13 protein-coding genes are annotated in these 13,436 nt (G+C 71.1%); 7 read left to right on the forward strand and 6 right to left on the reverse strand.

Going from position 1 to position 13,436, the window contains the following annotated elements:
• The first annotated feature begins 23 nt into the window (after positions 1-23).
• Positions 24-1,208, forward strand: a complete 1,185-nt coding sequence (locus ACY0PA_RS30320; RefSeq protein ID WP_473080690.1) for a PucR family transcriptional regulator — start codon at positions 24-26, stop codon at positions 1,206-1,208.
• A 19-nt stretch (positions 1,209-1,227) separates the two neighbouring features.
• Here ACY0PA_RS30320 and ACY0PA_RS30325 read toward each other — a convergent pair whose 3' ends face one another.
• Positions 1,228-2,181 (reverse strand): hypothetical protein, encoded by a 954-nt coding sequence (locus tag ACY0PA_RS30325; protein WP_473080691.1) that lies wholly within the window; start codon positions 2,179-2,181, stop codon positions 1,228-1,230.
• 80 nt (positions 2,182-2,261) lie between these two features.
• Between ACY0PA_RS30325 and ACY0PA_RS30330 the strand changes: the two genes are divergently transcribed.
• On the forward strand, positions 2,262-2,456 hold the full coding sequence (locus ACY0PA_RS30330) for a DUF3046 domain-containing protein (protein ID WP_473080692.1): 195 nt from the start codon (positions 2,262-2,264) through the stop codon (positions 2,454-2,456).
• 59 nt (positions 2,457-2,515) lie between these two features.
• Complete coding sequence (locus tag ACY0PA_RS30335) at positions 2,516-3,793, forward strand: AI-2E family transporter (protein WP_473080693.1); 1,278 nt, start codon at positions 2,516-2,518, stop codon at positions 3,791-3,793.
• Positions 3,794-3,817: 24 nt separating this feature from the next.
• Here ACY0PA_RS30335 and ACY0PA_RS30340 read toward each other — a convergent pair whose 3' ends face one another.
• From ACY0PA_RS30340 to ACY0PA_RS30350, 3 genes are all read right to left on the reverse strand, one after another.
• Positions 3,818-4,636: a hypothetical protein gene (locus ACY0PA_RS30340; RefSeq protein WP_473080694.1), complete on the reverse strand. Its 819-nt coding sequence runs from the start codon at positions 4,634-4,636 to the stop codon at positions 3,818-3,820.
• The gene (locus ACY0PA_RS30345) at positions 4,636-5,073 is read right to left on the reverse strand and encodes a hypothetical protein (RefSeq protein ID WP_473080695.1); all 438 of its coding nucleotides are present in this window, start codon (positions 5,071-5,073) and stop codon (positions 4,636-4,638) included. The genes ACY0PA_RS30340 and ACY0PA_RS30345 overlap by 1 nt, the downstream gene beginning before the upstream one ends.
• A gap of 151 nt (positions 5,074-5,224) precedes the next feature.
• Positions 5,225-6,517, reverse strand: a complete 1,293-nt coding sequence (locus ACY0PA_RS30350; RefSeq protein ID WP_473080696.1) for a hypothetical protein — start codon at positions 6,515-6,517, stop codon at positions 5,225-5,227.
• A gap of 298 nt (positions 6,518-6,815) precedes the next feature.
• On the opposite strand from ACY0PA_RS30350, the gene recA reads away from it, so the two are divergent.
• From recA to ACY0PA_RS30370, 4 genes are all read left to right on the forward strand, one after another.
• The gene (recA, locus tag ACY0PA_RS30355; protein ID WP_326773806.1) at positions 6,816-7,940 is read left to right on the forward strand and encodes a recombinase RecA; all 1,125 of its coding nucleotides are present in this window, start codon (positions 6,816-6,818) and stop codon (positions 7,938-7,940) included.
• Positions 7,941-7,943: 3 nt separating this feature from the next.
• A complete protein-coding gene (recX, locus tag ACY0PA_RS30360; protein WP_473080697.1) occupies positions 7,944-8,723 on the forward strand; it encodes a recombination regulator RecX in 780 nt (259 codons plus the stop codon).
• A gap of 209 nt (positions 8,724-8,932) precedes the next feature.
• The gene (locus ACY0PA_RS30365) at positions 8,933-9,658 is read left to right on the forward strand and encodes an ArsR/SmtB family transcription factor (RefSeq protein ID WP_473080698.1); all 726 of its coding nucleotides are present in this window, start codon (positions 8,933-8,935) and stop codon (positions 9,656-9,658) included.
• Complete coding sequence (locus tag ACY0PA_RS30370) at positions 9,655-12,195, forward strand: FtsX-like permease family protein (protein ID WP_473080699.1); 2,541 nt, start codon at positions 9,655-9,657, stop codon at positions 12,193-12,195. Before ACY0PA_RS30365 ends, ACY0PA_RS30370 begins: the two co-directional genes overlap by 4 nt.
• A 77-nt stretch (positions 12,196-12,272) precedes the next feature.
• On the opposite strand, the gene ACY0PA_RS30375 is transcribed toward ACY0PA_RS30370, so the two are convergent.
• Both ACY0PA_RS30375 and ACY0PA_RS30380 read right to left on the reverse strand, forming a co-directional pair.
• Positions 12,273-12,713, reverse strand: a complete 441-nt coding sequence (locus ACY0PA_RS30375; RefSeq protein ID WP_473086478.1) for a rhodanese-like domain-containing protein — start codon at positions 12,711-12,713, stop codon at positions 12,273-12,275.
• A gap of 47 nt (positions 12,714-12,760) precedes the next feature.
• Positions 12,761-13,288, reverse strand: a complete 528-nt coding sequence (locus tag ACY0PA_RS30380; protein WP_473080700.1) for a cupin domain-containing protein — start codon at positions 13,286-13,288, stop codon at positions 12,761-12,763.
• Positions 13,289-13,436 lie beyond the last annotated feature (148 nt).

The following is a 13,436-nucleotide window of genomic DNA, read 5'->3' on the forward strand; positions in this document are numbered from 1 at the left end:
GTCCATGGGGGAATGGAGGAACAGTGGCTCTGTCACCCGAAGCCCGATCCCTGGCCGCGCGCTGCGAACCCGGAGTCAACGAACTCGCCCGCCGAATGGCTCGCGAGTCGTTCGAGGAACTGCCCGGATACGTCGAACTCCCCGACGACGTGAAGGACTTGGAAGTCGCCGCCACCGCCCGGCACGGCGTACGGCTCTTCCTGCGCAAGGTCAGCGACCCGGACCTGGCACAGCCCGGCAGCCACCGGCTGTTCCGCGAGCGCGCCGCCCAGCGGGCCGAGGAGGGCATGCCGCTGCACCTCCTCCTGCGCACCCACGCGCACGGCCTCTACGTCCTGTGGCAGGCCTTGCGCGACGCTGCGGGCCCCGGTGACGAAGGCGCGCTGGTCGAGCTCGTGGACGTACTGCTGCAAGCGCAACCGGGGATCGTGGGGGCCGTGGCCGAGACGTATCTCGACGAGCGGTCCGCCCTGGAGGCCGAGCAGCGGGCCCAGGTCCGCTCCCTGGTGCGCGGGCTGCTCGACGGAATGGTCCCGCCCGGGCACGTCCTCCTGGACCAGCTCCGCCTCGAAGGGCCCGCGCTCGTGCTGGCCCTCGGCCTCGACGCGGATCCCGCCGAGGGGCCGGTCGCCGTGCGGCGCAGGCTGCGTCGGGTGCAGACCGCTCTGGACCACACCTTCGGAGTGGAAGTGCTCGCGCTCCTGGAGGCCGCCGGCGGGCGGGTCATCGTGCCCGGGGACTGCCCGGCTCCGGACGATCTGGCCGGCCGTCTCGCCAAGGCCGGCGGGTTCGAGGTCCGGGTGGCCGCCGTGCAGGCAGCCGGACCCGAGGAGGTGACCGAGGCGGCCCGCACCGCCACCGAGATCCTGCGCATCACGCGCGCGTGCGGCATCCCGCCCGGGCTGCACCGCCTGGACGACGTGCTCCTGGAGTACCACCTGTCCCGTCCCAGCGAGACGAGCCACCGGATAGCGGCCCTTCTGGACCCGGTGGCCGACCGGCCGGAACTCCTGGAGACCCTGCGGACCCATCTCGCCCACCAACAGGACCGCAGGGCGACAGCGACCGTGCTCGGCCTGCATCCCAACACGGTCGACAACCGGCTCGCCCGCATCGGTGAGCAGACGGGTATCGATCTCTCGGCTCCGCGCGGGACGGCGCTCGCCATCGCCGCGCTGCTGCTCAGGGACGCGTCCGACGTCTCCTGAGACGCCGCCCACGAGGGCGTCAGGCGACGGGCCGCCCGTACGCCCGCAGCGTGCGCAGCGCCTCGACCGTCACCATCGGGCGCGCCTCCAGCGCGACCACCGGAGCCCACTGGCGCCAGCGGATCGGCCACCCGCCGTCGTCCTGCTGCTCGCCCGCGAGGAAGTCCAGCGAGCGCGCCATCTCATCGTCCGTGAACCACGCGCGCGCCAGCGACTCCGGAGTCCTCGCGTAGTCGTGCGGAAGGTGGTGCTCACCCGGCGCGTACCCGGGCGCTACGGGATGCGCCTCCGCCCGCTCGGGATCGAGCAGCGCGAGCTGCTGCTCACGCACGAGACGGCCGAGCCGGTCGGCGGCCGCCTCCGCGCGCGGGCGGTCGGGCGCGCCGTCCAGGAAGGCGACGGCCGCCTCGATCTCGTAGGGATGGGACTTCTTCAGGGACTCGACCGCGGCCCAGCAGAAGTCGGTCGCCCGGAACAGCCACGCGTGCCACACCTGGTTGCGGTGCAGCAGGCCGACCACGGGGCCCGTGGCGAGCAGCTCGCTCGGCGGGTCGTCCACCACCGGCACGAAGGGCGCGCACGGGTAGCCGCGCTGGCTGGGATGGATCGCCGGGAGAGCGCCCTCGGCGGTCGAGACGGACGTCAGATAGCGGCACACGCGCTCCACGCGCTGGCCGCTGCACCGGCCGATCGAGTCGAGGACGCGCAGTGCGTGCCCGGTGGGCAGCGGCTGGCTCACCGGGCCGCGGAGATCGGGTTCGAGGGCGTGGCCGTAGCCCTCGTCCTCGTTGCGGTAGGCGGCGAGGGCGGTCTCGACGGCGTCTGCGCCGGCCCGGCCCGCGCCGAGGAAGTGGTAGGCGAAGCGGCGCTGTTCCAGCACGCGCGCGGTCAGCCAGATGAAGTGCTCGGCACGGGAGAGCGGGGAGGGCACCGAGGTGGTCTGAGGGAGTGGGGATGCTCCGTTTTCGGCCATGCACCGACGGTAGGACGGAAAGCGTTCTCGGTGAGCCTTCTGTGCCGGGCTGCACTCTCAGGGGGCGGGATACTGGTGTCATGCGGTTGACGGTCTTTTGGCAGCGGATGGCGGATCACTTCGGTCCTGGCTACGCCGAAACATTCGCGCGTGATCATGTGATGACGGAACTCGGTGGGCGCACGGTGCACCAGGCGCTCGATGCCGGCTGGGAGGCGAAGGACGTGTGGCGTGCGGTGTGCGCCACGATGAATGTTCCGTCGGAGAACCGCTGACCTGCTCGAACGAGCAGGGGCGGTGCCCGGCTGTCAGTGGCGTGGGCGAGACTGGCTCCGTGGCACCCATAGACGAGACCTTGCAGGCGACAACCGACGCCTCCCCGCCCGGCCCGACGCCCCCTGGTGGGGCCGCGAGCGTGCGTGGGCGGATGCCGGGCTGGCTGCCGCGGGCCATGGTGCTCGCCCTGGCCCTCATCGCCTGCTTCCAGCTGGGCAGTTGGGCGTTCCACCAGCTCACCGGGCTGTTGATCAACGTACTGATCGCGTTCTTCCTAGCCCTCGCCGTGGAGCCGGCGGTCAGCTGGATGGCCGGGCGCGGCATGCGCCGGGGGCTGGCCACCGGGATCGTCTTCCTGGGCGTCACTATCGCCGGCGCGGGTTTCGTGGTCCTACTCGGCTCGATGCTCGCGGGCCAGATCGTCAGCATGGTCGAGGACTTTCCCGCCTACCTCGACTCAGTGATCAACTGGATCAACCAGACGTTCCACACGGAACTGAGCAGGGTCGCGATCCAGGACAGCCTGCTGCACTCAGACTGGCTCCAGAAGTACGTGCAGAACAGCGCGAGCGGCGTCCTCGATGTGTCGGGGCAGGTCCTCGGAGGCCTGTTCCAGCTGCTGACGATTCTGCTGTTCTCGTTCTACTTCGCCGCCGACGGCCCCCGGCTCCGGCGCGCGCTGTGCTCGGTGCTGCCGCCCGCCAGGCAGGCCGAGGTGCTGCGCGCCTGGGAGATCGCGGTCGACAAGACCGGCGGCTATCTCTACTCGCGCGGCCTGATGGCACTGATCTCCGGGATCGCGCACTACATCCTGCTCCAGGCCCTGGGCGTGCCCTACGCGCCCGTGCTCGCCGTCTGGGTCGGCCTCGTGTCCCAGTTCATCCCGACCATCGGCACATATCTGGCGGGCGCCCTGCCGATGCTGATCGCGTTCACGGTCGACCCCTGGTACGCGCTGTGGGTGCTGATCTTCGTAGTCGTCTACCAGCAGTTCGAGAACTATGTGCTCCAGCCCAAGCTGACTGCGAAGACCGTGGACATTCACCCGGCGGTCGCCTTCGGATCCGTCATCGCGGGCACGGCGCTCCTCGGCGCGGTCGGCGCGCTGATCGCCATCCCTGCGGTGGCGACGCTGCAGGCCTTCCTCGGGGCGTACGTGAAGCGCTACGCCGTCACGGACGACCCGCGGGTGCACGGCCATCGGACGAGATCGGGTTCGTCCCCCCTCGCGCGCATACGGGCCGCCCTGCATAACCCGGACGATCCAAGGGGCGAAGCAGTGCCCGGGCCGGAACCGGAAGGGGACGCGGACCATACCCGCGACGGCTCTGAGTAGGCGCCCTAGGTGGCCTCCTAGGTCTCAGTAGGTGGTCGCCGCCCAGATCCCGGCGGCGGCGACGGCTGCCGCGTAGCAGGCGACCGCACCGCGCATCACGCCGTTCCTGGCCCTCTCGCTCCATGCCGTACGGGACATCAGCCAGGCCAGCGCGGGCAGGACGAGCACGGCGTGCAGGCTGACGCCGTGCAGCGGCTTGAGGGGCGCGGTCGAGTGGTAGGCCGCCTCCTGGTGGCCGGTCTTCGTGAGGATCACCCCGCGCGCGATCATCGCGGCGCCGGACGCCAGCGCGACGAGCAGAATCGCGAACCCGGACCGCAGCGCGAGCGGCATCCCTGTGGGCCCCGACGGCCGGCGCCGGAACGAGGCGACCGCGAACACGGAGAGCAGTACGACCAGGATCCCGCCGCCCACCGCGAGGGACATGGACACGGCGGTGTTGAAGCCGGACTCCATGTTGAGATGCGACGGCACCCGCCGCCATGCCTGGAGGGTGATCCCGCCGACCTCCAGGACGCAGTCGGCGGCGAACACGACGAGCAGTACGTTCCTGGCGCGGGCGCCGATCCGCAGATACGACGTCACCCAGGTGAGCGCGATCAGCGTCAGGCCGAAGGAGACGCCGAACGTGACCGGCTTGCGCCACGAGACAGGGCCGTCCCAGGGACCTCCGTCGACCACGAAGACGAGCAGGTGGGCGAGGCCGGAGAGGGTGAGTACGGCGCCGGTGGCGTAGCAGAGGCGCTCGGAGGGGCGGGCGGCGCGCCACAGGTCCCGTCCCGCACTGGTCAGGGCGGGGCCTGCCGGGCCCGGCAGGGGAGTGGCTGTAGTGGGCGAGGACATCAGACGCGCACCTCCTTGGGACGGCCGAACCGCAGTACGGACACGGCGCCAGTAAGGATCATGCCGGCGAGGGCGAGGAGCTCGGCCAGAGTGGAGACGATCAGCAGCGGGTCGCCGGAGGAGAGGTGGTCGCCGGTGTTGGGGGTGACGACTGCGCCGACGCCGATGAACAGGCCGACGGCCAGGGCGAGCCCGGCGGTCCAGCGGTTCGGCCGCCAGGCCAGCAGCGCGGCGGCCACCACCGGGATGACGAGGCCGGGCGGCACGGCGGGGTAGTCCGCGCCGGCCACGATCTGGCCGACGATCGACAGAGCGAGCAGTGCCAGGGCGGCGAGCGTGACGACGACGGCGGGGCCCCGGACCGGGCGGCGGTCTCGCGGGCGATCCAGGAGCTGGTCCTGCGGGATCCCCGGGCGGTGGTTCTGCGCGTTCTCCATGGCGCAAGCCTCGCGAACGAGGGACGTGCCGTCGTCCCCTGGCCGAAGACACCGCCTGTACGCCGGGGGGAGTATCCCCGGCGGGGGAGTGGCCCGTGGAGTGCCGGTGATGGCCTGGCTTCAGGCTGGGCTGCCGGTCGAGACCGGACTCTCAGGAGGAGCCGTAGGTCACCACCACGCCGCGGTAGAAGTTCTCCTCGTCGGCCCCGCCCGACCCGATGTACCCAACGCCCCAGACCTGTTGGGTGCCCGGTACCCGCTCGATTTCGTGAAGCAGCAGTCTCTGCCGGCGGTCGGCCTCTGTGACCTTGCCTGTCTTGCCCGGCAGGTAGGGCGGCCGCCCAATGCCGATCACCTTGCCCTCAGCCGTCCGCTGCGCCACCCCGAAGACCAGTCCTCCCGCGCCGTCCGAGGCCACGGGGACGCAGCAGAGGGACACGTCGGGGGCCGCTTCCTTCACCCAGCGGCTGCCGTCCCAGCGCAGAAGGATGGCCTCGTCGTCGGGTTCGTTGCCTTCGTCCCCCCGGTCGAAGGTGTGCTGTCCGGTCGCCCACAGTCCACCTGTCTCGGACACGAGAACTTCATCCGGGCCGGCCTGGGGCTCATAAAGGCTCGGGTCTGTGAAGCGGTACCGCGGGGTCTCGGTCAGCCGCCAGCTGTGCCCGTCGTATTGCATGGCGGCGAGCTTCGTCAGCTCCACGTCGTCCGGTGCGTTGCCCACTGCCCAGATGTCGTCGCCCGACCGTCCGTCGATGGCTTCGGCCTGGGCGGGCAGCGGGACGGAGGTCCACCGGCTGCCGTCCCAGTGCCACGCCGCCTGCCCGCCGGCCAGCCGATGGCCCGGGGGCGGCCTCCTCTGCTCTCCGGCAAGCAGCCAGACGTCGTCGGGGGCGAAGACCGCCGCGTTCTTCACCTTGTCCGTCATCGGCGGAGGGAGCGGCACCTCCCGCCAGCGCTTGCCGTCCCAGCGCGCGATGGCCGGGTCGGTTCCCAGGGTGCCCAGCGGAAGGTCGGTGCTGAACAGCCAGACGTTGTCCGGCCCGGATGCCTCCAGGACGGTCAGCCCGAGGGTGGCGAGCTTCGGCAGCTCGGCGGCGGCGTCGTAGTCCCGCCACTTCTTTCCGTCGTAGTGGAGGAAGAACGTCGAGTACCCGGGGGCCTTCTCGATTGCGGTGCTGACATGGATCCTGTCGCGGCCGATCGCCCAGCCCTCAGTGGCGGAGGCGGCGGCGACATCCCTGATCTCGGCGTCGTCGGACTCGCTGACGTACGCGCTGCGCCAGCTGTCCCCCTCCGGAAGACCGGCGGAGGGCGAGGCAGGCGTGGGCGAAGCACGCGTGCGCGAGGCCTTCCCGGAGTCGCTCGCATCCGGCCCGCACCCGGCCAGAGAGAGGATGAGTACAGCGGACAGCACCGCGGTTCTGCAGCGCAGGGGCAAGGGCATCTGCGGACCCTCCAGGCCTCGGGAGCCCCAAAGCTGTCTCGGGGAGCGCCAGAGTCTACGAGCTTGCGCATCGCAGGGCGCGTGGTGCGCGTGGTGCGCTTGACATCAAAATCGAACATCCATTCTTATGGAGTGTCTGGCGGCTCTCTCCCCAGTGTTTCCGGGGATTTCGGTGAGAGCGGCAGGGCTGTGAGCCTCGAGTTATCCACAGGCGGACGGGCGCCGAGGCCGATTGTCAGTGGCAGGCGCTAGCGTCATTGACGTGAAGCGATCGACTCAAGCAAATCGGGTGGAACCCATGGCAGGTACTGACCGCGAGAAGGCGCTCGACGCCGCGCTCGCACAGATTGAACGGCAATTCGGCAAGGGCGCAGTGATGCGCATGGGCGAGCGGCCGAATGAGCCCATCGAGGTCATCCCCACCGGGTCGACCGCGCTCGACGTGGCCCTCGGCGTCGGCGGTCTGCCGCGCGGCCGTGTGGTGGAGGTGTACGGGCCGGAGTCCTCCGGTAAGACGACCCTGACGCTGCACGCCGTGGCCAACGCGCAGCGGGCCGGCGGCGCCGTGGCGTTCGTGGACGCCGAGCACGCGCTCGACCCGGAGTACGCGAAGAAGCTCGGCGTCGACATCGACAACCTCATCCTGTCCCAGCCGGACAATGGCGAGCAGGCGCTCGAGATCGTCGACATGCTGGTCCGCTCCGGCGCGCTCGACCTGATCGTCATCGACTCCGTCGCCGCCCTGGTGCCGCGCGCGGAGATCGAGGGCGAGATGGGCGACTCGCACGTGGGCCTGCAGGCCCGCCTGATGAGCCAGGCGCTCCGGAAGATCACCAGCGCGCTCAACCAGTCGAAGACCACCGCGATCTTCATCAACCAGCTGCGCGAGAAGATCGGCGTGATGTTCGGCTCCCCGGAAACGACGACCGGTGGCCGTGCGCTCAAGTTCTACGCCTCGGTGCGACTCGACATCCGCCGTATCGAGACGCTGAAGGACGGCACCGACGCGGTCGGCAACCGCACGCGCGTCAAGGTCGTCAAGAACAAGGTCGCGCCGCCCTTCAAGCAGGCCGAGTTCGACATCCTCTATGGCCAGGGCATCAGCCGCGAGGGCGGCCTGATCGACATGGGTGTGGAGAACGGCTTCGTGCGCAAGGCCGGCGCCTGGTACACGTACGAGGGCGACCAGCTCGGCCAGGGCAAGGAGAACGCGCGCAACTTCCTGAAGGACAACCCCGACCTGGCCAACGAGATCGAGAAGAAGATCAAGGAGAAGCTGGGAGTCGGTGTGAAGCCGGAGGCGCCCACGGCCGAGCCCGGTGCCGACGCGGCGGGTGCCACCCCCGCCGAGGACGCGGCCAAGACGGTGCCCGCGCCCGCGGCCAAGGCCACCAAGTCCAAGGCCGCGGCGGCCAAGAGCTAGTCCGTGACGCGACGAACCGACTGGGCCGATCACGCCTACTCCGCCTCCCCGACGGACCTGGGTGACGGGGGCCCGGGCGATCTGGACGGGCACGGGGCGCCGCGTGACGGCGACGGACCGAGTGACGACGACAGTCCACGGGGCGGTGGCGGTACCCGTGGCGGTACTCGTGACAGCGGGCGCAGCCGTGGCCGTCGGCGCGGCAGCTTCGGCGAAGCGGCCGGAGGGCGACAGGGCAGCGGCTCCCCATCCTCGTCGAGGGCCGAAAAGGGGGAGCCGCCTGCCGACCCGGCGGAGCGGGCGCGCGGCATCTGCCTGCGCCTGCTCACCGGACAACCGCGTACGCGCAAGCAACTCGCCGACGCTCTGGCGAAGCGGGACATCCCCGATGAGGTGGCGGAGGAAGTGCTGTCCCGCTTCGAGGAGGTCGGCCTGATCAACGACGGCGCCTTCGCGGACGCCTGGGTGGAGTCGCGGCACCACGGCCGGGGGCTGGCCCGGCGGGCGCTCGCCCGGGAGCTGCGTACCAAGGGGGTGGACTCCGCGGTGATCGACGAGGCCGTCGGGCAGCTCGACTCCGAGCAGGAGGAGGAGACCGCCCGCGAGCTCGTGGCCCGCAAGCTCCGCTCCACACGCGGCCTCGACCGCGACAAGCGCCTGCGCCGCCTCGCGGGCATGCTCGCCCGCAAGGGATACCCGGAGGGCGTGGCGCTCAGGGTGGTCCGCCAGGCGCTGGAGGAAGAGGGCGAGGAGACCGAGGACCTCGGGCTGGGGGACTTCTAGCCCCCGGGTGAGGACTCTGAGCTTCCCTCGGTAAGGGGATGGCCTCTGCCGGGTGAGGGGCTGGTGAGCTCCGCCTGGTGAGGGGGAGGGCGGCGTCGGTACGGGGGTCCGACGCCGAACTCGCCCTCACCCAGGTGGGGTTAACCCCCGGGTCATGACGCCTGGTCACCGTAGTGCACAGGGATGTGTGCACAGGCGACTGTGTACGCATGACACCGGAACCCGGCTCCGCCGCTCCCGCCGGCGGCCAGGAGCTGAGCGATCTCAGCGCTCTGAAGGCGCTGGCTCAGCCCCGCCGCCAGCAGATCCTCCAGCACCTCACCCTCCACGGGCCCGCGACCTCGGCGATGCTGGCCCGTGACCTCGGGCTCAACACCGGCGCCACCAGCTACCACCTGCGTGAGCTGGCCCGCTGCGGATTCACCGAGGAGAGCTCGCCCCAGAACCAGAGTGTGGGCGGGCGCGAGCGGTGGTGGCGAGCCGTCCCGGGGGACCGCCGTTTCCCACCCCGCAGCCGCCAGAACCCCGAAACCCGGCTCGTCATGGACGAGTTGAACCACCTCTCGTACGCCGCCGACCTCGAACTCTTCGAGCGGCTCCAGCGACAGGGGCAGGACCTGGGGGAGTGGGCCGAAGCCTTCCCGTACTCGCGCGGCACGATCCGGCTCACGCTGCCCGAACTCCGCGCGTTCTTCGAGGAGTTCATCGCGCTCCTCAACCGCTACAAGCGCCCCGACAGCGAGACTCCGGACGGCGCACGCACCGTCCTGACCCGCCTGCTCGCCTTCCCCGCGCCGGCCCGCCTCGACGACGCCGACGACGCCCGCCCCAACGACGTCCAGGCCCCGGCGCGCAGGGCTCCGGCCGACGGAATTCAGGTCCCGGCCGAGGGAATCCAGGCCCTCGACAACACCGCAGAGACGGACACGCCATGATGCTGCGCTACGCACTGCACACCGTCCGGGACCGCAAAGGGGGGTTCCTCGGTGCCTTCCTCGCCCTCATGTGCGCGGCCGCCCTCATCGCGGCCTGCGGCACCCTTCTGGAGACCGGCCTGCGCGGCACCATCCGCACCGAGCGGTACGCAGCCGCCCCCGTCGTCGTCTCCGCCGACCAGAATGTCTACAAGACCACGGTCAAGCACAAGAAGGGCAAGACCAAGCTCAAGCACAAGGCCAAACCGATCGCCGAGCGGGCCTGGCTGCCTCAGGACACCGCGCGACGGCTCCGCGACCTGCCGGGCGTCGAGCGGGTCGTCCCCGAACTCACCTTCCTGGCCCAGCCCTTGCCGCCAGGTGCCGCCGACCCCGACAGGCCCGCGTACGGCCATGCTTGGGGCTCCGCCGCGCTGACCCCCTACGCGCTGACAGCCGGCACCGCACCCACCAAGCCCCAGGACCTCGTCGTGGACCGGGACCTGGCCGACCGCGCCCACCTCGCGCCCGGAGGCAGCCTCACCGTCCAGTCCACCCAGGCACCGCGCACCTACCGCGTCACCGGAATCGCCGCGCCCGCCGGGCACGCGTCAGTGACCCACCAGACCTCCCTGTTCTTCACCACCTCAGAGGCCCGGCGCCTCGCCGACCACCCCGGCCAGGTCACCGCCCTCGGCGTCATCCCCGCCCCCGGCCAGAAGCCGGCAGAGCTGGCGCGTGCCGTCGCGAAGGCTCTCGACGGCACGACCGCCCAGGTCACCACCGGCGACGCCCGAGGCCCCGTCGAGTTCCTCGACGCCGCGGGGGCTCGCATCAAGCTCGTCAGTATGGGAGGCGCGATGGGCGGCACCTCTCTCCTCGTCGCCGTCCTGGTCGTCGTCGGCACCTTCGCGCTCTCCGTCCAGCAGCGCCACCGCGAACTCGCCCTGTTGCGCGCCATCGCCGCCACGACCGGGCAGATCCGCAAGCTCCTCGGACGCGAGGCGCTCATCGTCGGCGCCGCCGCGGGCGTCCTCGGCTCCCTCGCCGGGCTCCCCCTCGGAGGATGGCTGTACCACCGCTTCGTCGAGCTCGGAGCGGTGCCGCCGACCCTCGAACGGACCGTCAGCGTCTTCCCCCTGTCCGCGGCCGTCGGCGCCACGCTGCTCGGCGCCTGGGCCGCCGCCCAGATCTCAGCCCGCCGCCTCGCCCGTATCCGCCCGGCCGAAGCGCTCGCGGAGGCCAGGGTCGAGCGTTCTCGGCCCACCTGGGGCCGCATCGCAGCCGGAATCGCCCTTCTCGCGGGCGGCGCCGTCCTCGTTGCCGTACTCAGCGTGCTGCGCACCGAATCCGCGTCAACTCCCGTTACTTTCCTCGCTGTTGTTGTCCTCGCTTCCTCCGTCGCGCTGCTCGGCCCGCTCCTGGTGAAGGGCGCCGCGGCCCTCCTCGCCGGACCTCTGGGCCTTGCGGGACCCGGCGGCAAACTGGCCACCGCCAACCTCCGCGGCAACGCGGCCCGGATGGCCGCCGTCGTCACCCCGCTCGCCCTCCTCATCGGCATGACCTGCACTGTCCTCTTCACCCAGCCGACCCTGGGCAACGCGGCCCGCGCCCAGGCACGCGAAGGTATCCGGGCAGACTGGATCGTCGCGGCGCAGGGTCCCGGGGTGCCCGCCGAGGCCGCACGCAAGATCCGTAAGACCAAGGGCACCGTCGCGACCGAGGTCGTCCGCACCACCGTGCGCGTAGGACTTGCCAAGTACCCGGCTCAGGGAGTCACCCGCGAAGGCCTCACACGCACGTGGGATCCGGACGTCACCGCGGGATCGCTGAAGGATTTCCGGCCGGACGGCGTCGCCGTCAGCGAACTCGCCGCCGACCAGCTCCACTTGAAGCCCGGCAGCAGGCTGAAGCTGACGCTCGGGGACGGCACACCGGCCACCCTCACCGTGACGGCCGTCTACGCGAAGGGTCTCGGCTTCGGCGATCTGACCCTGGCCCATGACCTGGTGGCCCGGCACGTCGACAATCCCCTCGCCTCCTCCGTACTCGTCAGGACCGGCCGTACACAGAAACAACTCGCGAGCACCGTTCGAGAGTTCCCGGGTCTGCGCGTCCTCGCCCCCGCGGCGGCCGACGACCTCCAGGCCGAACGCCGACAGGACAACGCCGAAGTCAACCTCCTCGCCATGGGCCTGATCCTCGCGTTCACCGCGATCGCCGTCGTGAACACCCTCGCGATGTCGGTCTCCGAACGCATCCGGGAGTTCGCGATGCTCCGTCTTGCCGGCGCCACCCGCCGCCAGGTTCTGCGGATGCTGCGCACCGAGACCCTCGCTGTGCTGCTCCTCGGCACGGCCCTGGGCAGCGGCATCGCGCTGGCCGTCCTGACGGCGTTCAGCGTCGGCATGACCGGCAGCGCAGCCCCCTCTGTCGCGCCCCTCGTCTACGTGGCCGTGGTCGTCGCCGCCGGACTCCTCGCGCTCACCGCGACCGCGCTGCCCGGCCGCGCCGCCCTGAAGCCCCGCCCGGTCGAGGTGGCAACAGCCAAGGAGTAAGGGGCAGTACGCAATGGTGGGCGCCCCTTACCTCGGGGGCGCCCACCGGCACGTACACCTACAACCTCGCACGACCGTCACTCGGCCACCGGCAGCCCCGCCGCCTTCCACGCCTGGAAGCCGCCCACCAGATCGGTGGCCCGGTGCAGCCCCAACTGCCGCAGGGAGACGGCGGCGAGGCTCGACGCGTAGCCCTCGTTGCACACGACCACGACGCGCAGATCGTGGCTCGTCGCCTCGGCTGCGCGATGGCTGCCCTGGGGGTCGAGCCGCCACTCCAGTTCGTTGCGCTCCACCACGAGCGCCCCGGGGATCAGCCCGTCCCGCTCCCGCAGCGCCGCGTACCGGATGTCGACGAGGAGCGCGTCGCCCGCCGTGGCGGCCTCGTACCCCTCACCGGCCTCGACCCGGTCCAGACCGAGGCGCACCCGGTCGAGCAACTCGTCGATTCCCTCAGGCCGTTCACTCCGCGAACCGCTCAAGCCACCCGCGCCACCCGCGCCACCCGCGCCGCTCACGCCGCCACTCACCCCAGTAGTCACGTCACCCACCCTGCCCTCTCCGCTCACTGCCAGTCCTCCGGCCGCTCCACCGTCTCGAGCCGCAGCACCGCGCCCGCGCGGCTGTAGCGGCGGATCTGGGGGAGCGGCGGGTAGTAGGCGTGCACGGAGATCGCGTGGTCGCTGGTGGACTCGTTGAGGACTTCGTGCACATGGTGCTGTCCGAAGGCCCTGCCCTTGCCCGCGGCCAACGTCCGTTCGCGGTCCACGTCCTCGGACAGCTCAAGCGTCTTCCAGCCGTCGGCGGGCAGCCGGGCCCCGAGTGAGTTCTCCTTGAGTTCGCCCGACGCCGTGAGGAAGGCGCCGACGGATTCGGCGTGGTCGTGCCAGCCGGTGCCCGTGCCGGGCGGCCAGCCGATGAGCCATGCCTCGCTGCCGCCGGGCCCTTCGAGCCGCACCCACGTGCGGCCCTCGGGGTCCAGGGGGAGCGAGGCGATGAGTTCGTGGTCCTCGGCGGTACGGCGTACGAAGTCGAGGAGGTCACGCTGCGTGGGCGCGGCCGTCGCCAGGGAAGGAGAGGGTGAGGCAGACACAGATACCGTCCTGAAGGTTCGCGGAGAGTGCGCGAGAAGCCCCGGAAGAACCGGTGAATCCGGGGAAAAGGGGGATCGCGCAGAGGGAAGAGGCGAATTCAGCAGGACGGGCGACACACGCAGCCCACATAGCGGACGAGGTCCATAT

This window comes from Streptomyces sp. DS1-CR2, assembly GCF_055760475.1.